The organism is Caballeronia sp. Sq4a (genome assembly GCF_023170545.1).
Lineage (GTDB): Bacteria > Pseudomonadota > Gammaproteobacteria > Burkholderiales > Burkholderiaceae > Caballeronia.
Genome location: NZ_CP084250.1, coordinates 2,140,860 through 2,161,842, shown reverse-complemented (window position 1 = coordinate 2,161,842; position 20,983 = coordinate 2,140,860). Strand labels below are relative to the sequence as shown.

Here is a 20,983-nt window from a genome sequence, read left to right as displayed (position 1 = left end):
CGGGGGCAGTGAGACAGCTTTCTTGCAACGGCAGGCAACACACCAAGACCGGCATGCGAGGAGGAGACACAGGTAGTTCTTTTGCAAGTTGAATCGTTCGGGGAAGAGACATGCGCGATTTACAAGGGTTGCTCGCGCGCCTGTTCGACGTCGCCATGATCGTCGGCGGCGCGGCGGTGGCGTCGCAGATCAGGTTCGAGTACATAGAGGCACATGCGCATTCGGCAGCGTTCGTCGCGTTCGCGGCGGCGTTTTCGCTTGCGCTGTTTCCGGGCTTCGGCGTCTATGAATCATGGCGCGGCCGCAGCAAGGTGATGCTCGCCTGCCAGGTGTCGCTCGGCTGGCTGGTCGTGCAGGGCTGCGCGCTTGCGCTGATGTTCTCGCTGCACCGCCTCGACTATGTGTCGCGCCTCTGGTTCGCCTATTGGACGGCGGTATCGGGCGGGCTCATGATCGCGGGGCGGCTCGCCATGCACGTCGTGCTGGCGCGCATGCGCAACGCGGGCATGAACCTGCACCAGGTGGCGATCGTGGGTTGCGGCAGGCATGGCAACTCCATCGCGAAGAAGCTGGACCGCGCGAAGAACTCAGGCTTTCGTGTCACCGCCGCGCTGAACGTGGCGCCGGAAGCCGGCCGGCTCAACACGCGCGTTCCGGTGTACGAAGACTACGACGCGTTCGTGAACTTCGTGCGCACGCAGAACGTGCATGAGGTGTGGCTCGCGTTGCCGTTGTCGGAGGAGCGCACCATCCTGCGCTTCGTGAACGAGTTCCGCGACGATCTCGTCAACGTGCGTTTCCTTCCGGATGTGCGCAGTCTCGCGCTCTTCGAAGCGGGCGTGACCGATCTGCTCGGGGAAACGGCGATCAATCTCGTGGCTTCGCCGCTGTCGCAAAGCGCGCTGTTGCAAAAGGAAATCTTCGACCGTCTGTTCGCACTGCTTGCGATCATCGCCGTGTCGCCGTTGCTGATCGCCATCGCCATTGCGATCAAGCTCACGTCGCGCGGGCCGGTGCTCTTCACGCAACGTCGCAAGGGCGCGGATGGCCGCGTCTTCAAGATCTACAAGTTCCGTTCCATGCGTGTGCATACGGAACAGGCCGGCGTGCTTCGCCAGGCCACGCGCAACGATCCGCGCGTGACCCGTGTGGGAGCATTTCTGCGCCGTACCAGCCTCGATGAGCTGCCGCAGTTCTTCAACGTTCTGCTCGGCGACATGTCCGTTGTGGGCCCGCGTCCGCACGCACTGGAGCATGACGACCTGTATCAGAAGGTCGTGTCGGGGTATATCCATCGTTACCGGATCAAGCCGGGCATCACCGGCTGGGCCCAGGTCAACGGCTTTCGCGGGGAAACTGATCTGATTGAAAAAATGGAAGGACGCGTCGCTCACGATTTGTACTACCTCGGTAACTGGTCGTTCGGACTCGATATGAGAATCATCGCCGCTACGATCTTCAAGGGACTACGCCACACCAACGCATATTGATGCAGGGGACGACCATCATGCACAACCAACAACAACCGGGCACCACATCCATGGCCGCCAATACGAACGTGTCGGGCGTCTTCCGGCTCTCGAGCCTGGCAGCGGCCGCTTCACTCTGTGTCATCTTCGCGGGCTGCGCGCTCGCACCGGGCATGCACATGGACAGGCCCGCCGCACTCACCGAAACGTCCAACGACCAGGGCGATCCGGCCACGGCCGTGAACATTCCGATCACGCCGATCGATCTCACGCTCGTGCGCAAGCTGAAGGCCGCGCAGCCGACCAGCACGGTCGATCCGAACGCGAGCCTCTACGGCAAGGCGCGTGCATACACGCTCGGGCCGGGTGACGTGCTGCAGATCACCGTGTGGGATCACCCGGAACTCGTGGCCGCGGTCGGCCAGCCGCCGCAGCAGACGCGTCCCGCGGATGCCGCGCCCGGCTTCGTGGTGGATGCCGACGGCAACCTGCAGTTCCCGTACGTCAACCGCGCGATCCATGTCGCGGGCAAGACCGAATCGCAAGTGCAGCGCGAGCTGTATAACGAGTTGTCCAAAGTATTCGTGAAGCCGCAGCTGACGGTGCGCGTCGCATCGTTCCGTGCGCAACAGGTCTACATCGACGGCGAAGTGCGCACGCCCGGCTCGCAGCAAATCAACGACATTCCGATGACGCTGACGGAAGCTATCGGCCGTGCGGGCGGTTTCGCACCAACGGCGGATCAAAGTCGTGTCACGCTTATCCGTGATGGTGTGACGTATCACATCAACATCGCCGGGATGACCGCGAAGGGCCGCAACCCGGCGGACATCCTGTTGAAGGGCGGCGATGCACTGCGCATCGATTCGCGCGAAGACAACGGCGTGTACGTGATGGGCGAAGTGACGAAGCCTGCAACGGTGATCCCGATGCGCAACGGCAAGCTGACGCTCTCGGATGCGATCTCGCAGGCCGGCAGCTTCAACGCCGAGACGTCGGATCCGAAGGAGCTGTACGTGATCCGCAATGGCCAGACGGACAACCCCGAGGTGTACAAGCTCGATGCGCGTTCCCCGGTGTCCATGCTGCTTGCGAACAGCTTCGAGCTGCAGCCGAAGGACGTGGTCTATGTGGACAACAACGGGCTCGTCCGCTTCAGCCGTGTCCTGAACCTGCTGTTGCCGGCCATCAACGCCGGTCTGACGGCAGCCGTCATCACCAAGTAAAAGCAATAGCAATAGCAAGTCTTACATTCTTGCAGTATGACCGGCGCGCAGGGGCGCGCCGGAGACCTTGTGCGACATTCAAAGAAATAAGCGAGCGAGACCATGGCCATGAACTTTGATGCACGCTACTCGGACGTCTCGACCGGCGACGAGTTGCGATTATCCGACTATCTGGCTGCCGTATTCGGCAACTGGAAACTCGTGACGGTCGTCATGCTCGCGGTGGTCGCGCTGGGGACGGCCTACGCATTCATCGCGCCGCCGACCTACAAAGCGGACGCCCTCATTCAGGTCGAAGAGACCAACGCGAACAACAACGCCAACGCGAACGTCAACGCGGTGCAAGCCGTGTCGCAGATGTTCGATGCGAAATCGACCACCGCCGCGCAGATCGAACTGCTGCGTTCGCGCCTTGTCGTCGACGACACGGTGCGCCGCCTGCACCTCGACATCAGCGCCGCGCCCCATTCCATTCCGGTGATCGGCAGCGCGATCGGCAACGTGTTCTCGATGCTGAACGTGACGCCGCCCGCGGGCTATCTGTCGCGCTTCGCATGGGGCAACGAACAGATCAGCGTGCCGCTCTTCGACACGCCGAAGGAACTCTACGACCAGAAGTTCACGCTGGTTGCCGGCGAAGACGGCGCCTACGCGCTGCAAGATCCGGAAGGCGTCGTGGTGCTGACCGGCAAGGTCGGCCAGGAAGCCACCGGCATGACGGCGCAAGGCCCGGTCAAGCTGAAGGTGGACAAGCTGGTGGGCGCGCCCGGCGTGCACTTCGACCTGCAACGCTTCTCCACGCTCACGACCATCGACAACCTTCAGCAGCGTCTGACGGTGGCTGAAACGGCGCTGCAATCGGGCATCATCAGCGTGAGCCTCGAAGGGCGCAATCCGAAGGAAGCGGCGCAGATCGTTAACAACATCGCGAACCGCTACGTGCAGCAGGATGCCGACAAGCGTTCGGCCGAAGCGGAACACACGCTGGCCTTTCTCGATCAGCAACTGCCTGTCCTGAAGAAGCAGCTCGACGATGCCGAACAGCGCTACAACACGTTCCGCAATCACCAGGGCACGGTGGACTTGAGCGAGGAAAGCCGTCTGTTGCTGCAACAGATCGTCGATAACAAGACCAAGCTCACGGACCTGCAACAGCAACGCGCTGAACTGTCGCAACGCTTCACGCCGAATCATCCGTCGGTGCAGGCACTGGATGCGCAGATCGCTTCGCTGTCCGGCGCGCAGACGCGTCTTGGCAAGAGCGTGTCGACGCTGCCCGACACCGAGCAAACGGCACTGCGTTATCTGCGCGATGTCCGCGTGAACACCGAGCTGTACACGAACCTGCTTAACAGCGCGCAACAGCTTCGCATCGCGAAGGCAGGGCAGATCGGCAACGTGCGCGTGGTGGACTACGCGCAGGCCGCCGACGATCCCGTCCGCCCGAAGCGCCTGCTCGTGATCCTGATTTCGGCTGGCGTGGGCCTCGTGCTCGGCGTGATCGTCGCGTTCATCCGCAAGTCGCTGTATGGCGGCGTGGAGCGTCCGGAAGAGATCGAAAAGCAGCTGGGCGTGCGTGTGTTCGCCATCGTGCCGCGCAGCACGCAGCAACTGCGCCTGCAACGCAAGGTCGGCATGCGTCGCGAAGGTCTGCACGTTCTGGCCGCGCAAGCGCCGGAAGATGCAGCGGTGGAAGGCATTCGCGGCCTGCGTACGTCGCTGCAACTGCAAATGGCCGATGCGCGCAACAACGTGGTGATGCTCACGGGCTCGCGTCCGGAAGCGGGCAAGTCGTTCCTGTCGGTGAATCTCGCGACGCTCGTTGCATCCACGAGAAAGCGCGTGCTTCTGATCGATGGCGACATGCGTCGCGGCGACATCCACTCGCACTTCGGCGTGCGTCATTCGCCGGGTCTCTCGGATGTGCTGATGGGCGCAGACGTGTCGAGCGCGATCCTGCACGATGTGCTGCCGGGCGTGGACCTCATCACCAAGGGCTCGCTGCCGTCGCATCCGTCGGAACTGCTCGCCAGCGATCGCCTGGGCGAAGTGCTGGAGCAACTGAAGCAGATGTATGACCTCGTGGTCGTCGATACGCCGCCTGTGCTGGCTGTCACTGACGCAACGGTCATCGGCAAGCACGCGGGAACGAGCCTGCTCGTCGTGCGCCACGGCAAGAATCAGGTGCAGGAAATCGGCGAGACGATGAAGCGCTTGCATCACGGGGGCGTGAGCATGAAGGGCGTGTTGCTCACCGACGTTCCGCAATCGAAGATTTTGATGGGCAGCACCTACGCCGGCTACTACGGCTACGAAAGCATCGCCGAATAAGGCGAGCAATAACAGAAATAACAATGATGGCGCGTCGCCGCGCGCCAACTTCAGACCGCAGAATAAGAGGTTAAACATGGACCGCAAAGTTGCTTTGATCACGGGTATTACGGGGCAAGACGGGTCGTATCTTGCTGAACTGCTGCTCGAGAAGGGTTACGAAGTTCACGGCATCAAGCGCCGTAGCTCGCTCTTCAACACGGACCGCATCGATCATCTGTATCGCGATCCGCACGATCCGGACCAGCGTTTGTTCCTGCATCACGGCGACCTGACCGATTCGACGAGCCTCGTGCGCATCATCCAGCGCGTGATGCCCGACGAAATCTATAACCTGGCAGCGCAGTCGCACGTGGGCGTGTCGTTCGAAGAGCCGGAATACACCGCCAACGCGGACGGTCTCGGCGCACTGCGCATTCTCGAAGCAATCCGCATTCTCGGCCTCGAAAAGAAGACGCGTTTCTATCAGGCCTCGACGTCGGAGCTGTATGGTCTCGTGCAGGAAATCCCCCAGCGCGAAACCACGCCGTTCTATCCGCGCAGCCCGTATGCCGTGGCGAAGCTTTACGCTTACTGGATCACGGTGAACTACCGCGAAGCGTATGGCATGTACGCATGCAACGGCATTCTGTTCAACCATGAATCGCCGGTGCGCGGCGAGACGTTCGTGACCCGCAAGATCACCCGCGCCATTGCACGCATGGCGGTGGGCCTGCAAGAAGATCTGTATCTCGGCAATCTGTCCGCCATGCGCGACTGGGGCCATGCGCGCGACTACGTCGAGATGCAGTGGATGATGCTGCAACAGGAACAGGCCGAAGACTTCGTGATCGCGACGGGCGTGCAGTACAGCGTGCGTGAATTCGTGCAGCACGCGGCAGCAGAACTCGGCGTGCATGTCCGCTTCGAAGGCGAGGGCGTGAACGAAGTGGGTATCGTCGATCGCGTCGACAACCGCGACACCAAGTTCAAGCCGGGCCAGGTGATCGTCAAGGTCGATCCGCGCTACTTCCGTCCGACCGAAGTGGAAACGCTGCTGGGCGACCCCACGAAGGCGCACGACAAGCTCGGCTGGAAGCCGTCGACTTCCTTCGAGTCCCTCGTGAAGGAGATGGTCCGCGCGGACTATCAGATCGCCCGTCGCGACGCGCTCGTGACGCTCGCCGGTTTCAAGGCTCTCGAACATCACGAGTAAGCCATGAACAAGCACGCACGTATCTTCGTCGCGGGACACCGCGGCATGGTCGGCTCGGCGCTCGTGCGCCGTCTGAGCGCAGCCGGCTACGACAACATCGTGACGCGCACCAAGGCGCATCTCGATCTGACGGATCAGGGCGGCGTGAACCTCTTCTTCGAAGAAGAGCAGATCGACGTCGTGTTCCTGGCGGCGGCGCGCGTCGGCGGCATTCTCGCCAATTCGACGATGCCCGCCTCGTTCATCTACGAGAACCTCGCCATCGAAACGAACGTGATCCATGCGGCTTGCCGCTGGAACGTTTCGAAGCTCGTGTTCTTCGGGTCTTCGTGCATCTATCCGAAGGCGTGCCCGCAGCCGATCAAGGAGGAGTATCTCCTGCAATCCGCGCTCGAGCCGACCAACGAAGCGTATGCCATCGCGAAGATCGCGGGTCTCAAGATGTGCGAGGCGTACAACCGTCAATACGGCACGCACTTCGTCTCGCTCATGCCGACGAACCTGTACGGCCCGAACGACAACTACGACCTGAAGAGTAGCCACGTGCTGCCCGCGCTCATCCGCAAGGCACACGAAGCGAAGCTGCGCGGCGACGCGACGCTGCCGGTGTGGGGCACGGGCTCGCCGCGTCGCGAGTTCCTGCATGTCGACGACCTCGCCGATGCAGCGACCTTCCTGATGGAAAGCGACGTCAACGAAGGCGTGTTCAACGTCGGCGTCGGCCATGACCTGACCATCAGCGAACTGGCGCACACGGTATGCCGCGTGGTCGGCTTTGAAGGCGAGCTCGTGTTCGATGCGAGCAAGCCGGACGGCACGCCGCGCAAGCTGCTCGACGTGTCGAAGCTCGAAGGCATGGGCTGGAAGGCGTCGACCGGCCTCGAAGACGGCATTCGCGCGACTTATCGCGACTTCCTCGATCGCTACGCATCCATGCAGCCGGCGCCCGTCGCTGCCTGAAAACGCGTGGCATCCAGTCCAGGGAGAATAAAAATGGCTTCAGTGACCATCTTTCATAACGTCGTCTGGTCGCGGCACAAGGGGGCGGTGCTGTCGGCGCTGCACAACATCGCGGGGTCCGGTTCCATTCGCTATTCGATGGTGCAGATCGCCGATACGGAGCACGACCGCATCGGCTTCTCCGATGTCGACTACTCGTATCACCGCTATCCGATGACCAAGCTGTACAGCGGCTGCTACGAGGACGTGCCGACGTGGCGCATGACGGCGCGTCTCGTGTGGGAAGTGCTCAAGGCGAAGTCGGATCTCGTGGTTCTTCCCGGTTATCACCGCCCCGAATATTGGGCGATGATGGCAGCGTGCATCGTGACCGGAAAGCGTCGCGCCGTGTTCTGCGATTCGACCGGACGCGACAATCCGCGCCGCATGTTGACGTCCATTCCGAAGCGCGTGTTCTTTACGCTGTGCGATGGCTACTTCGCATTCGGCACGCGCAGCCGCGAGTATCTGATGTCGCTCGGCGCGAAGCAGGAGAAGATCTTCATTCCGTGCCAGGCCGCCGCGCTGCCGCGGTCGTTCTCGCCGGAGACGGTGGTGGACGATCGCCTGGCGCATCGGCAGGGCAATAAGCCGGTGTTTCTGTTCGTTGGGCGCTTGTCGGCGGAAAAAGGTATCGATACGCTCGTCGATGCGTTCAAGCAGTTGAGGAAAAACGTGCCGAATGCGGAGTTGCGCATAGTCGGCACCGGTCCTCTCGGGGATGATCTGAAGAAGCAGGTGTCGGAAGCCGGTCTGCAGGACGCCGTGCATTTCCTGGGCAGCCTTCAGGACGAGCCGCTCTCGCGTGAATATTTCGGCGCCACCTGCATGGTCCTGCCGAGCAAGCGTGAACCGTGGGGTCTCGTGACCAATGAGGCATTGAGTCACGGTTGCCCGGTGATCGTGAGCGAGAGTTGCGGCTGCGTGCCGGAGCTGGTGGTGGAGGGCGTGTCGGGCTATTCGTTCCCCGCAGGCGATGTCGCGAGCCTGCATCGGACGATGCTCAAGTCGCTCGAAGCGTTCGCGGATACGGCAGGCGTCGCCAAGCGCTGTACCGATGTGATTCAGCGTTTCGATCCGCCTTCGGCTGCGGCGAACATCGCGCGGGGTTGCGCGCTGTTGCTGACGAATTGACGGTTCGGTAGTCGGTGGAAATCACCAACGGGGAAGACGTCAAGGAGGACGAACGGAAAGGGGAAGGGTGAAACGCCGTCGGGTCGCGGTCTTCGCGTCCCGATGGCTGGCGCTTTGCGGGCGAAAGGGCACGTTCGGGGCTCAGGGCGCGATTGTCGGGCGAGGGACCACATGAGAATACTGATCTACGGGCTGAACTATGCGCCCGAGTTGACGGGAACCGGCAAATACACGGCGGAAATGGCGGAAGCGTTGGCCCAAAACGGGCACGACGTGCGCGTCGTTTGTGCGCCGCCGTACTATCCGGAATGGAAGATCGGCGATGGCTATGCAAGCTGGCGGCATCGCTTCGAAACGCGCAAGGGCGTGCGTCTGTGGCGCGCGCCGTTGTGGGTGCCGAAAAAGCCGAGCGGCGCGAAGCGCATGCTGCATCTCGGCTCGTTCGCGCTGGCGTCGCTGCCTGCGCTCATCGCGCATGCGCTGTGGCGTCCGCATGTCGTGATGACGATTGCGCCGAGCCTGATGAACGCGCCGGGCGCGCTCGCGCTCGCCCGTCTGACCGGCGCGCGGTCATGGTTGCACATTCAGGACTTCGAAGTAGACGCCGCGTTCGATCTCGGCCTCTTGAAGAACGCACGCGCGGCGAAGAGCGCGCTCGCATTCGAACGCTGGCTGATGAAGCGGTTCGACGTGGTTTCGTCCATCTCGGACAAGATGGTCGAGCGCGCGGTGAAGAAAGGCGTCGCGCCTGCCGACGCCTTCCACTTCCCGAACTGGGTCGATACGACGGCGATCTACCCGATCGACGGGCCGAGCAGTTTCCGCAAGGAACTCGGCATCGGCGAGCACACGAAGGTGGTGCTCTATTCGGGCAACATGGGCGCGAAGCAGGGCCTGGAAGTGTTGGCCGAGGCCGCCGCCGCGCTCGCCGCGCGCGACGATATCGTGTTCGTGTTCTGCGGCAACGGCGCGACCAAGAAGAAGCTGCAGGAACGTTGCGCCGATCTGCCGAACACGCGCTTCCTTTCGTTGCAGCCTATCGAGCGTCTCAACGAGTTGCTGAACCTCGCGGACATTCACGTGTTGCCGCAACGCGGCGACGTGGCAGATCTCGTGATGCCTTCCAAACTCACGGGCATGTTCGCTAGCGCGCGCGCGGTCGTCGCGATGGCGCAGCCGGGCACCGAGTTGTATGAGGCTGTAGCCGGACGCGGCGTGGTGATCCCGCCGGAGAACGTCGAGGCATTGACGGACGCCATCACCATGCTCGTTCGCAATCCGGCGCTGCGTGCGCGCTACGGCGAAGAAGGGCGTCTGTTCGCGCAGGAACGCTTGTCGCCGCAGTCGGTGTTCGCGCGGCTCGAAGAACGTCTGAAGTCGCTGATCGGCGATACGGCCGACACCCGCTTGAGCGATGCCGTCGACATGTCCATCGCGCGCATCGCGGAGCGCGCGCCCATTCTGCCGCAGGTCGAGAAGATCGAGTAGCAGTCTTGCCGGTGATACGGCGCGTTATTCTCAACGCGCCGTATCCACCGCGCGTCGTTTCATCAATAAGGCGATTTGTAGATGTCCCGCGCCCGCGCAGCTTTGGCCGGCGCCTTGAAGCCATTGGGCGTCGGATACAGCGTGGCGGCCGCGCCTTGCGGCATCAGCATCGCTTTGGCGTCGCCCTGGCGTCCCACGCGCCGCAGCTGCGCGCCGGCGCCCGGATTGCCCACGTATCCGTTCTGTTGCGCGAGCAGCTTGTCCGTCGGCGAGATGCCCTGCGCCGTCTGCGCATTGGTGATCGGCCCGCGCTGGCCGCCCCGCCCGTTGGTCGGCGCGCCGTACGGATCGGCATAGATATCCGGACTCCCAAGCAAATCCATTTCCGACGGCACGCCGCCGCCCGCCTGCTGCTTGCTGATGGCGGCATCGGCGAAGTTGCCCGCATGCGCGACAGACGATGCAGCGAGCGCGCAGGGCCCCAATGCAGCGATGAGAAGCGGCATGAGCGCCGCGCGTAGCTCGTGTTTCATGGTCTCTCCTGGCTGATTACGTTAAGCGTTATACAGAGCGCGCATCGGCTTATCGGTACGCTACGTCACGCGGCTTGATCGTTCGAATGCAGCATAGAGCGATGCATCAGCCGCCAGCGCCAAAAGTCTTGCCGTTACGGCCAACCGTGCCGCACCGCACATGGCGCTTTCTAACGTTCACTGATAATCGGTTCACCGTATGCAGTCTTGAACGAAGAAGCGAGACGACACGGATGCGCGCGTGCAAGGCGCGCCGACATACAAGGCCAATAAAGAGTCGCTTGCGCGCAACGTGCAGCAGGCGGACAGCGAAACGGGTGGGGAACCATGGACAGAGCGATCGACGAGCGAGGCATCGGCGCGGCCGGCAGTGACGGCTTCGACGGCGTGCGCGAGGCATCCGCGAGACGCGGCAAGGTGATCGACCTGTCGCGCGCAGGCCCGGGCAATTTCGTGGCGAAGCGTAGCTTCTTGATCGAGCTCGTGTGGTTCTTCGTCGAAGCATGCTTCATCAATAACAAGCTCATACCGGTTTCGTTCGTGCGGGTCGCATTTCTGCGCGCGTTCGGCGCGCGCATCGGCAGGAACTGTCGGATGCCGCATCCCATCCGGGTGAAGGCACCGTGGAATTTGAGCGTCGGCGACAACTGCTGGTTCGGCGTCGACGCATGGATCTATAACCAGACCGATATTCGCATCGGCTCGAATGTCTGCATTTCGCAGGGGACGTTTCTCACGACGGGATCGCACGATGCCGCCGGCAACATGGACTTGCAGGTCGCACCGATCGTGATCGAAGACGGCGTCTGGATCACATCCAGGTGCGTCGTGCAGATGGGCGTCACCATTGGCCGCTCGGCGCTCGTTACGCCGCAGTCGGTGGTGCATCGCTCGCTGGAAGCGGAAGGCGTATACGGCGGTAACCCGGTGCGCTTCATCAGGAAACGCTTCCCGGCGTAAATGGATATTGGCAGTCGAGAGTGCAGTGATCTTGTCGGGACCACACACCGGATGCGATCCTGCGACACCGCTTAAGCATAAAACAAGAAGGAGCACGGGGAATGTTCATTGACAGCCGCAGCCTTGACCAGGGCGCAGTCATAGAGACCACGGTTTGCATCGTCGGCGCGGGCGTGGCGGGGATCACGCTTGCACTGGAACTGGAAAAGCAAGGCATCGACGCGGTGCTGCTCGAAAGCGGCGGATACCGCGCCGACGACGAAACGCGCGACCTGTATCGCGGCGAAAACGTTGGGGTTCCTTACGAATTCGCCGATGGCTGCCGCAGCCGTTTTCTCGGCGGCAGCAGCAATTGCTGGGGCGGATGGTGCCGGCCGCTCGACCCGTGGGACTTCGAAAAGCGCGACTGGGTGGCCGACAGCGGCTGGCCCTTCGGGCTCGACGAGCTGCGTCCTTACTACGCGCGCACGCATGCGTTGTTGCAGCTCGGCGAAAACAACTTCGACCCGGCCTACTGGGAAGCGGCGATTCATCGCCCGGACGTGCGGCGTCATCCGTTCCCGAGCGGCAACGTGCGCGACACGATCTCGCAGTTCAGCCCGCCCGTGCGCTTCGGCAAGGTATATCGCAAGCAACTGCTGGCCGCGAAGAACGTGCGCGTGTTCCTGTTCGCGAACGCGTTGAACATCGATACCGACGGCGATGCGCGTTCGGTCACGAAGATCGATGTCGGCACGCTGTCCGGCCGCCGCTTCGGGATCCGCGCCAAGGTGTTCGTGCTCGCGACGGGCGGCATCGAGAATGCGCGCCTCCTGCTGTCGTCGAACAAGGTGCAGGCGGCGGGCGTCGGCAATCAACATGACCTCGTCGGCCGCTATTTCATGGACCATCCGCGGGTCATGTCGGCGAACGTGCGGTTCAAGAAGGAATGGGCGCGCAACAAGCTCTACGACATCAAGTATCACTATCAGAACAAGGCAGTGTCCGCGCATGGCACGTTCATCTCGTCGCAGTTCGCGCTCACGCAGCAAGTGCTCGAACGCGAGAAGCTGCTCAACGCACGCGCATGGTTCTATTCGGTGTTCCGTGGCGAGAACACGAAGGGCTCCGAAGCCCTGATTCGCGCGAAGCAGGCGCTTTTGAAGAAGGACCAGCCCGGCTACAGCATGACAGGCGATGTCATGACCATGCTCGCGCATCCGGTCGATACCGCATGCTTCGGCCTCGCGCGCTTGTTGCAGCCGCGCCCGCTCATCACCGAAGTGAAGATTCAGACGATCGTCGAGGCGGAGCCGAACCGCGACAGCCGCGTGACGCTGTCCGCGCAGAAAGACTCGCTCGGCATGAATCGCGTGAAGGTGAACTGGCAGGTGACGGAACTGGTGAAGCGCACGTTCGACCGTACCGTCGCGCATCTCGCGGCCGAACTGCAACGCGGCGGCGTGGCCGACGTGACGCTCGACGAGCCGCTCGAAGGCAAGCCGTGGCCCGCGCAGCTGGAAGGCACGTGGCATCACATGGGCACGACGCGCATGCACGATTCGCCGAAGCAGGGCGTCGTGGACCGCAACCTCAAGATCCACGGCATGAGCAACCTGTATGTGGCGGGCAGCTCCGTGTTCCCGACGGTCGGCGCGAACTTCCCGACCATCACGATCGCCGCGTTGACGTTGAGGCTTGCGGCGCATCTGGGGCGCGTCATCAAGGGCGACGATACGATCGGCACGCTCGTCACGTCGTCGGGCACGCCGCTTCGTAATGAGACACCAGCCGACCTGCCGATGGCGGCTTCGGCAATGCATATGCGGGGAGACCTGGCTTAAAAGCCGGCGTTTGGGGAAAGGGGACGCCGCCGGTCGAACGACCGGCGGCGTTTTCTTTTGGCGAAACGGTCGTCGCTATAATCGCATTCGGTCTTTGCTCATCGCTCATTCGCCGTGAAAAAGCTCACCGTTCTCGCGCTCGCTTCGTTGTTGCTCGCTGCATGCTCGTCCGCCGAAAAGGAGGCGCAGCGTGCGGAAGGGTTCTCGTATTCCGAGCGCTCGCTCGATGTGGCGCAGCGCAATGCGACTGTCGCGTGCCGCGACGCCGCGCAATGCGATGCGATGTGGGCGCTCACGAAGCGTTATATCGAAGAGAATTCGAATCAGCCGGTGATTCGCGCGGATGCGGTGGCCATCGAGACGGATGTGCCTTCGCGTTCGGGCAAGCCCGTTTATTCGGCGACGCGCGTGGCGAAAGGCAATGGCGCGACGATCGCGCTTTATGCGCAATGTCGCGGCATGTATGGCCCGGAACGGGCGCGGGGTTCGGATTACGACGACTGCGCAAGCAAGATCATCGCGGCGCAAAACCGCTTCGCCGCTTATCTACGCTCGGCTCAATAACGTTCGAAGGACGCGGACAGCATGCCTCGCGTGAGGCCGCCGTCGCGCTTGTTGGCCGTTTCCCGCAGCACGCGTGCGAGGTCCTTCGACATGGCTTCCACGTGAAAGCGTTGCATGAAGGTGGCGAGCGCCTGTTCGCGCATCGCGGCCGCGGCTTGTGGGTCCATGCGCAACCATGTCGACAGGGCGTCGATGGTGCCCTCGACCGTATCGCTCGCGACGATGCCCGCGCCATCCTCTTGCACTTCGCGCCAGATGTTGACCTTGTCCGAGATCAGCACCGGCAGCCTGGAGCCGAGTGCCTCGGCCACCGCGATGCCGAAGTTCTCCTGATGCGAAGGCAACGCGAAGGCATCGCTCGTGCGGAATGCACCCCACTTGAGATCGCCGCTCAGCATGCCCGTCCACGTCACGCGGTCCTCGATGCCCAGTTCCTTCGATAGCGTGCGCAATTGCGCGGCCCATTCGCTATCGTCGGGGCCCGCCATCACGAGATGCGCGCGAGCGTCGATATCGCGTACGGCTGCGAAAGCCTTGAGCAGCAGATCGCAACCCTTCTTTTCATGGATGCGGCCGAGAAACAGAATGGAACGCTTGCCGGCGAGCTGCGGGAACTTCGACAAAAACGCCTGACGCAATGCGGTCGAATCGGCGGGCGGTTGACGCGTGCCGAACGCCACGACCTCTTCCTTCGCGCGATACATCCTGAACGACTCGCGCGCGAGCAAGCGTTCTTCCTGCGTCGTGAAGAGCACGCGCCGCGCATCGCGCAATACGCGATACTCGGCCCACGGCCAATACAGGCACTTCTTCAGATGCTTGAGCGGATACGTGCGCTTGAACCACGGATCGAGCATGCCGTGCGGGAATACGTAGTAGGGCACGTCGCTGTCGCGCAATGCCTTCCACGCGCCGAAGCTATGGTACTGCCAGAGACCGTTGACGATCACGGCATCGAAACGTGCTGCATGCTCTTTCAGCCACGGCACGAGCCGCGGGCAGAAGCCATAGAAGCCGCGCGACGGCCCGAGCGCATGCAGACGCAGCGGAAAGGCGCCGAGATACGGCGCATCCGGCGCATCCAGCGAGACGACTTCGATTTCATGCCCCATCGACCGCATGCTGAGGCCGCTTTGCAGCACGCCTTCGGTTGGGCCGCCCGCGCGCGGATCGACGGTGGAAAGCAGATGCAAAATCTTCATGGCGAAACGATCCCCGATTCGTTGGCGTACTTGCCCGCTGGCTTTTCGAAGCCTTTTATGCGGACGGTGCGAAGCTGCTCGCTCCCGGCGGCGCGTCGTGCCGGCTCTCGCCGTGATGCTCGTGTGCGAGTCCCGGTGCTTGCGCGGGCTTCAGTTCCGGCTGCGGGCCGTACGGACGCCATTCAGGGCGCCAGTCGGCATGAACATCGTCGCGCGTGCGTCCGTATGGCGTCCTAAACGAACGTCGATTCACCGACTGCGTGCGCATGGCATGAGCAATCCGCGCGAATGCCGCGACGAGCAGACCGAGCGCTACGCCGAATACGATGCCCGAGAAGCGATTACCGAGCGGATTGCCGCCGACGGAGGTGGCGGGCAGCGCGGCCACGACCAGCAACGCGCGGCCGAGCACCGGTAGGTACATCGCGTCGGGCGCGCGATTGCGCCATGAGCGGTACGCCATCGACCCGCGGTAGAGCGCCCACAGCACGGCGGCAGGCAATGCGATGCCGAAGAGAATGCCGCCGGCGAACAACTGATAGACCCAGAAGTTATGGCCGGCCGCCCATTCCTTGATCGCGTAGAAGTCCTTCTTCGTGAACTGGCCCGCGAGGTCCGGCAAGTACGTCGGCGAATAGCGATAATCGTGACCGTAGCCCTTGCCGACGAGTACCGCGAGCGTGTCGGACGTGGTCTGATCGTACTGGTCCTTCATTTCTGCGAGACGCGTGATGGTCGTCGGATCGCGGCCCGATTCGGTGGCTTTCGCGAAGTTCAGGCGCTGCGACCAGTGCTCGGCCACGCCGGGAAAGAACGCGGCGGACGCGGCGACCATTGCGCCGAGCAGCGAGGCGATCATGATCGCGCGCAGCGCCGCCGTGAAGAGATGCTTGACGGAGGGCGCGGCAAGCCAGGTCGCATAGGCGAAGAGGAGCACGGTGCCGACGAGCAGACTGCGCGTCACGCTCAACAACTCGATCACGACGGTCGCAAGAAAGAGCAGCACCGTGAACTTGGTCATGCGCTTGGCGATGACGAACTCATGCAGCAGCAGCCCCTGCAAACAAAGGAACGTGACCGACACGATGCGAAAACGCACGTTTTCCAGCCCGCCGCCCGTGGCCATGCCATAGACGAAGCTGAAGATCAGCGAGGCGATCATCGACCAGTACATCGCGCGTTCGAACTGCTCGAGGCGTTGCGAATCCCACGGACGGCACGCGACGAGATAGCCGAGCAGCATGAGGGCGAACGGCAGGATCACGCGCATGTAGTTGCCCGAATCATTGCCCTGAATCAGTTGCGTCGCGATACTGCCGACGATGGTCAGCATGAAGAGCGACGTGACCCATGTGCGAAGCCGCGAGCGTTGCGCGAAGCGTGGCGCGATCAGCAGAAGCGCGCCGCCTGCGAATATCGCGGGAACGGTGAGGAGAATCTGGATGGCTTTGCTGGCCGTTTCCGCGCCCTTGAAGTCGAATGCGAGCGGAAGCAGAAATAGCCAGATCCAGACGACGGCGAACTTGTTGCGCATGGCGTTCTCTTTAGATGGCAAAGCTCGACGAGCTTTACTTCTCGCGGTTGGATCCGCTTCGTGCCCTGGAAGCCTTGAGTCGCGTGTTGTGTGTTTGAATCAGCTTGAGCGACGGTCCCCGGGTACCCCGTATTTGCGGGTCGAATATATCAGCGGCCAAAAGCGCACGCCGTCGCGGCGGCGTTTTGCGACTAGCGTTCGGCGAGAAACGACGGTTGCCCATGTGCGCCGCGCCACGCTCGCTTAAGCGCCGTTCGCCGCGCGGGAACGGCTATGTTGTCGATGCCGCATAGCGCGCGCGGGGCTGTCCGGCAACGATGCGATTCTGGCGGATCACGCCGCTATTCCGGAACGATTATGGTCATGCCGGCAATTGGCCCTCGCGGGTCAGTGGCGGCATTGACCAAATGACATCCGCGATGCGCGTGCGTGCGCCGATATGAGGACTCCCGGCGGCGAGGCATCCAATACAACATAAGCAACATAAGACCATCGCAGAAGGGGGGGAAGGCCATGAGCCTTTTCGGCGCCACACGCATGCCAGGACCCAATCGATCGATCGAGCTCGATTTCATCCGGGGACTCGCCATCATCGCAGTCATGGGGTATCACTTTCACTCATACCCAACCGGCAGCGCGTTCATTGCCGCCATCGAGTATCCGCTCAAGAGCTTCGGGCACGAAGGCGTGAACCTGTTCTTCACGTTGAGCGGCTTTCTTGTCGGCGGCCTGCTGCTCAAGCAGTATGCGCAGGAAGGACGCATCGACGCGACGCGCTTCATCGTGCGACGCCTCTTCAAGATCTGGCCCGCGTACTACGCGCTGATTCTTTTTCACGTGCTGGTGGGACGCCATCCGACGAATACGTTCCTCGTGCAGAACCTCACGCACATGCAGAACTATTTCGGTTCGTCGATTGCGCAGACGTGGAGTCTCGCGGTCGAAGAGCACTTCTATCTGTTCCTGCCGCTGCTGCTGATCGTGTTCGCGCGGTGGCAGACGCGCATCAACACGATTCTCAGCGTGCTCGCGTCGATCTGCGTCGCCGTGCTGATTGCCCGGACCATCGCGGTCTATAACGGCGATCTCGACGGCACGTTCTTCTATACGCAATACCGCATCGACAGCCTGTTGTTCGGGGTCATGCTCGCCGCGCTCTATTGGCTGAAGCCCGCGGTGTATCGCGGTATCGCGCAGAGAAAAGGCCTGTTGTTGGCCGCCGTCGCGGGGCTCGTGCTGTGGCTCGTGTTCGGCACGCGCAACGTGGATCTGGATCAAAGCATCGGTTATACCGTGCAAGCCATCGGGTTCTGTGCGCTCATCGTGCTGACGGTCGAGTACTCGGGGCGCATTCGCGAGTCGCGGCTTTATCGGCTGATCGGGTGGATCGGCGTGTATTCCTATGGCATCTACCTGTGGCATTCGTTGGCGCTCGCACCGGGCGATATCCTCATCCGCAAGGCGGCCGCGCTGCATCTTCCGGCGATACCCGCGTGGGGCGTCATCATGGCGGCTCAGTTCGCCATTGCGATCGTGGTTGGATATGTGACGACGCGTGCGGTGGAGTTCCCGTTCCTGCGCATGCGCGATGCGCTCTTCCCGGCGAAGCGGAAAGCGCAGGCGCAGAAGACGGTGGACGCGGTGGAAGTGGTCGGAAAGCAGGCTTGATGCGAAGAATCAGCCGGTTACTGCGATGATCGCAGAACCGGCGTCATGCTGACTGCGTCAGGCGATCGCCTGGCGCAGTGTTTCTTTGAACTGCCCGAGCGTATTGCGCTCCAGCAGATGTCCGGCGGCGACAGGGCGCTTGCGGCGCGCGAGAACATCGTCGAGCGCGCGATTGATCGAGCCCGGCGTGAGATCGTCGATCACCGGTCCCAGCTCGCCCGTGCGACAGAACCAACCGATCAGGCCATCGGCCGTTGCAATGACCGGCTTGCCGAAGCGGAACGCCTGCACGAGCACGCCGCTCATGCCGTAGTGGCCTTTATAGCCGAGCCATACGACATCGCAGGCGGAGAAGAGGTCGAGCTCCGTCTCGCTCGAAATGAAGCGGTCCAGCACGATCGGCGCGGGCAACAGCTTGGCCGCGGCTTCGCTCAACAGCGCGCGTACGTCCTTGTCCTGAGCGCCCGCGATCACCAGCTTCGGCGTGTGCACGCCGTCCTTGCGCTGCGCCAATGCTTCGATCAACTCGAAGATGCCCTTGCGGTCGTTGATCGCGCCATAGACGAGCACATGCATGCCTTTCGACAGGCCGAGCCTGCGCCTCGCCGCCGATGGCTCGGCAGCATGCGCGTCAGGAAACGGATCGGCGAGATAGTCGATGTTTGTTCCGTGCGCATGCCCGCCGTTGCGCTTCCACCAGTCGGGCAGCGTCGGGTCGATGGTCAAAAGCGTCTTCATGCCGCCCACGCGAATGGCACGCGCGAATAGCCGCGACTTCACCGCATTGATGAGCGGCCGGCGCGGCGCGCGCACGCCGACGAGATGATGATGGAAGTTCGAGCGCATGGTGACGCCGACCCACGGCGTATTGCCGAACGGCGAGCGCAGAAACGGCAGCGCGAGCAGAAAGTAGTCGACATACGGCACGACGACGAGCGCCACCTTGCGTTCGCGACTCGCTACCGCATAGGCGTGCTTGAAGTTCGCATGCGCGCGCATATAGCTGATGGACCCAAGCCCCTTGCGGGTGCCGTGCTCCGGCGGCGCAACGAACGTGATGTTAAGCGCGTCGTTGCCTTGCTCCTGGATCTGCTTCACGAGCGCATGCCCGGCATTGCGCGGCTCCGTGACGATCAGGCAGCGCAAGCCCGCTTCCATATATGCATTCGCGGCCCATTGCGCGTAACGCCAGCGGTGACCGCTGAAATCAGGCTCGATGATGAGAACGGTATCGTTCATCGTGAAGTGGCATCCGTCATGGTGTTTTCTAATGAGACACGGTGTGTCGTCGAAGATCGAACGTAACACCGCGCCCGCGCATTGAATGGCCATATTTCAGCGCTTATCCGCGTCGCGCGATGTGGTGAAGAGCACCAAACGCCAACCGTCAACCCGCGATAACGCGCACCCTTGCCGAATAGTGCTACGCGTTGGCGTCCGCAACCCCGACGGCCACGCTATTTTTCCCACAGTCGCCTGAAAAGAAGCGCGGGCCTCGCGCGTACCTGTCATTCGGACAGGACGCGCGCGCGACGCGCAAGGTGGATCGCACGCGATACCGACATATCGCGGCGCCACGAATCGAAATACAGCAGTACGGGGAATGTGAGTGAGATCTGTCCGGCTATCCTTCTTGCCAGCACGCGCGCGGTTCGAGCACGATGCGGCCTTCTGGGTGCTCCTTCAACAAGTGGTCGTGCGCGGCTTCGTCGCGCTGAAGTTTCTCGCCATCGGCCGCATTCTCGGGCCTGAAGCGATCGGCGCGGTCAGCATCGCGCTGCTCGCGGTCGCAATCGCGGAAGCGTTGTCCGATACCGGGCTTGCGCAGGCCGTCGTGCAGGGACGCGATGCGCCCTCGCAAAGCGAGCTCGGCGCGGTATGGGCCACGCTCGCGATGCGCGGCGTAGTCATCGGTCTCTTGATCGCCGCGCTCGCGCCATTCATGACGAGCCAGTTCCACCTGGGCGGCTCCATCGGGTTGATTCTGCTTGCCGCCGTCTTGCCCATGGTGCGCGGCGTCGCATCGCCTGCGTACTTCACGGTGACGCGACAGCGCGGCTTTCAGAAGCTCGCGGGCGTGGAAACGTCGGCCGCGTTCACCGACTGCGCAGTCGGCCTCGCATGCGCGTTGTCGGGCGCGGGCGCGTACTCGGTCCTGATCGGCCTCGTTGCAGGCGAGCTATTGAAGACGACGCTCACGTGGACCGCCATGTCGCCGCGTCCGCCTATTCGCTTCTCGTTCGCGGGAATCTCGCATTACGTGAACTTCAGCCGCTGGATCTGGGCGGGCAGCGTCGTCAATCTTCTGCTGAACCAGTTCGACAAGGTCGTCGTCGCGAAGCTGCTCGGTCCGCTGCAATTGGGCGCCTATCAGATGTCGTCGAAGCTCGCGCAAATGCTGCTTGCCGATGCCGCCATCGCGATGTCGCAGTATCTGTTTCCGACTTTCTCGGAGCATCATCGGCGCGATGTCGCGGGGGCGCGCAAGCTCTTTCGCCGCTATCTGTTGCTCGCGGCGGTGGGGCTGACCGTGCTCGTCGTTGCATTGCGCGTCGCGGCCGAGCCGCTCTTCAATCTCGTGCTCGGGCCCGCGTGGCTTTCGGCGGTGCCGCTCTTTCGCATCTTCGTCATCAACATGGCGATCGGCGCGGTGATCGCGGTGCTCGTGTCCTGGCTGCGCGCGAGTGGCATGCCGAAGGTGGCGACGCATGCGTCCATCGTGCAGGCAGTCGTACTGTGCGTGACGGTGCCCATCGCCACGCATCTGTGGGGCGTGACGGGCATCGCATGGTCCATGACCGCGGGGCTTGCATCGGCAACGGCGTGGATGCTTTATCGCATCGTCAGGGAGGCTTGA

The 20,983-nt window shown here is 62.6% G+C and carries 16 protein-coding genes; 12 read left to right on the top strand and 4 right to left on the bottom strand.

The annotated features are described in order from the left end of the window. The first annotated feature begins 110 nt into the window (after positions 1 to 110). From LDZ24_RS10280 to LDZ24_RS10250, 7 genes are all read left to right on the top strand, one after another. Entirely contained in the window at positions 111 to 1,490 is a 1,380-nt protein-coding gene (locus tag LDZ24_RS10280; RefSeq protein ID WP_248320364.1) for an undecaprenyl-phosphate glucose phosphotransferase, read from the top strand. Positions 1,491 to 1,540: 50 nt separating this feature from the next. Next, positions 1,541 to 2,695, top strand: a complete 1,155-nt coding sequence (locus LDZ24_RS10275; protein WP_248322334.1) for a polysaccharide biosynthesis/export family protein — start codon at positions 1,541 to 1,543, stop codon at positions 2,693 to 2,695. 102 nt (positions 2,696 to 2,797) lie between these two features. Further along, complete coding sequence (locus LDZ24_RS10270) at positions 2,798 to 5,026, top strand: polysaccharide biosynthesis tyrosine autokinase (protein WP_248320363.1); 2,229 nt, start codon at positions 2,798 to 2,800, stop codon at positions 5,024 to 5,026. A gap of 76 nt (positions 5,027 to 5,102) precedes the next feature. Then, a complete protein-coding gene (gene gmd / locus LDZ24_RS10265) occupies positions 5,103 to 6,221 on the top strand; it encodes a GDP-mannose 4,6-dehydratase (RefSeq protein WP_244847060.1) in 1,119 nt (372 codons plus the stop codon). A 3-nt stretch (positions 6,222 to 6,224) separates the two neighbouring features. Then, positions 6,225 to 7,181, top strand: a complete 957-nt coding sequence (locus LDZ24_RS10260; protein WP_206466804.1) for a GDP-L-fucose synthase — start codon at positions 6,225 to 6,227, stop codon at positions 7,179 to 7,181. Positions 7,182 to 7,214: 33 nt separating this feature from the next. After that, positions 7,215 to 8,354: a glycosyltransferase family 4 protein gene (locus LDZ24_RS10255; protein WP_248320362.1), complete on the top strand. Its 1,140-nt coding sequence runs from the start codon at positions 7,215 to 7,217 to the stop codon at positions 8,352 to 8,354. A 171-nt stretch (positions 8,355 to 8,525) separates the two neighbouring features. Beyond that, positions 8,526 to 9,842: a glycosyltransferase WbuB gene (locus LDZ24_RS10250; protein WP_175944729.1), complete on the top strand. Its 1,317-nt coding sequence runs from the start codon at positions 8,526 to 8,528 to the stop codon at positions 9,840 to 9,842. 62 nt (positions 9,843 to 9,904) lie between these two features. Here the strand turns inward: LDZ24_RS10250 and LDZ24_RS10245 are convergent, their stop codons facing one another. After that, positions 9,905 to 10,375, bottom strand: a complete 471-nt coding sequence (locus LDZ24_RS10245; protein WP_248320361.1) for a hypothetical protein — start codon at positions 10,373 to 10,375, stop codon at positions 9,905 to 9,907. Positions 10,376 to 10,702: 327 nt separating this feature from the next. Between LDZ24_RS10245 and LDZ24_RS10240 the strand changes: the two genes are divergently transcribed. From LDZ24_RS10240 to LDZ24_RS10230, 3 genes are all read left to right on the top strand, one after another. Next, a complete protein-coding gene (locus tag LDZ24_RS10240) occupies positions 10,703 to 11,335 on the top strand; it encodes a DapH/DapD/GlmU-related protein (protein ID WP_248320360.1) in 633 nt (210 codons plus the stop codon). A 101-nt stretch (positions 11,336 to 11,436) separates the two neighbouring features. Continuing rightward, a complete protein-coding gene (locus LDZ24_RS10235) occupies positions 11,437 to 13,158 on the top strand; it encodes an FAD-dependent oxidoreductase (RefSeq protein WP_248320359.1) in 1,722 nt (573 codons plus the stop codon). 114 nt (positions 13,159 to 13,272) lie between these two features. Continuing rightward, positions 13,273 to 13,722: a hypothetical protein gene (locus tag LDZ24_RS10230; RefSeq protein WP_248320358.1), complete on the top strand. Its 450-nt coding sequence runs from the start codon at positions 13,273 to 13,275 to the stop codon at positions 13,720 to 13,722. Here the strand turns inward: LDZ24_RS10230 and LDZ24_RS10225 are convergent. After that, entirely contained in the window at positions 13,716 to 14,924 is a 1,209-nt protein-coding gene (locus LDZ24_RS10225) for a glycosyltransferase (protein WP_248320357.1), read from the bottom strand. The genes LDZ24_RS10230 and LDZ24_RS10225 overlap by 7 nt on opposite strands. Before the next feature lie 55 nt (positions 14,925 to 14,979). After that, on the bottom strand, positions 14,980 to 16,458 hold the full coding sequence (locus LDZ24_RS10220) for a hypothetical protein (RefSeq protein ID WP_248320356.1): 1,479 nt from the start codon (positions 16,456 to 16,458) through the stop codon (positions 14,980 to 14,982). A 513-nt stretch (positions 16,459 to 16,971) separates the two neighbouring features. On the opposite strand from LDZ24_RS10220, the gene LDZ24_RS10215 reads away from it, so the two are divergent. Beyond that, complete coding sequence (locus tag LDZ24_RS10215) at positions 16,972 to 18,126, top strand: acyltransferase (protein ID WP_248320355.1); 1,155 nt, start codon at positions 16,972 to 16,974, stop codon at positions 18,124 to 18,126. A 57-nt stretch (positions 18,127 to 18,183) separates the two neighbouring features. Here the strand turns inward: LDZ24_RS10215 and LDZ24_RS10210 are convergent, their stop codons facing one another. Further along, on the bottom strand, positions 18,184 to 19,365 hold the full coding sequence (locus tag LDZ24_RS10210) for a glycosyltransferase (protein WP_248320354.1): 1,182 nt from the start codon (positions 19,363 to 19,365) through the stop codon (positions 18,184 to 18,186). Between the two features lie 370 nt (positions 19,366 to 19,735). Here LDZ24_RS10210 and LDZ24_RS10205 point away from each other — a divergent pair, with 370 nt between their 5' ends. Then, a complete protein-coding gene (locus LDZ24_RS10205; protein WP_248320353.1) occupies positions 19,736 to 20,983 on the top strand; it encodes an oligosaccharide flippase family protein in 1,248 nt (415 codons plus the stop codon).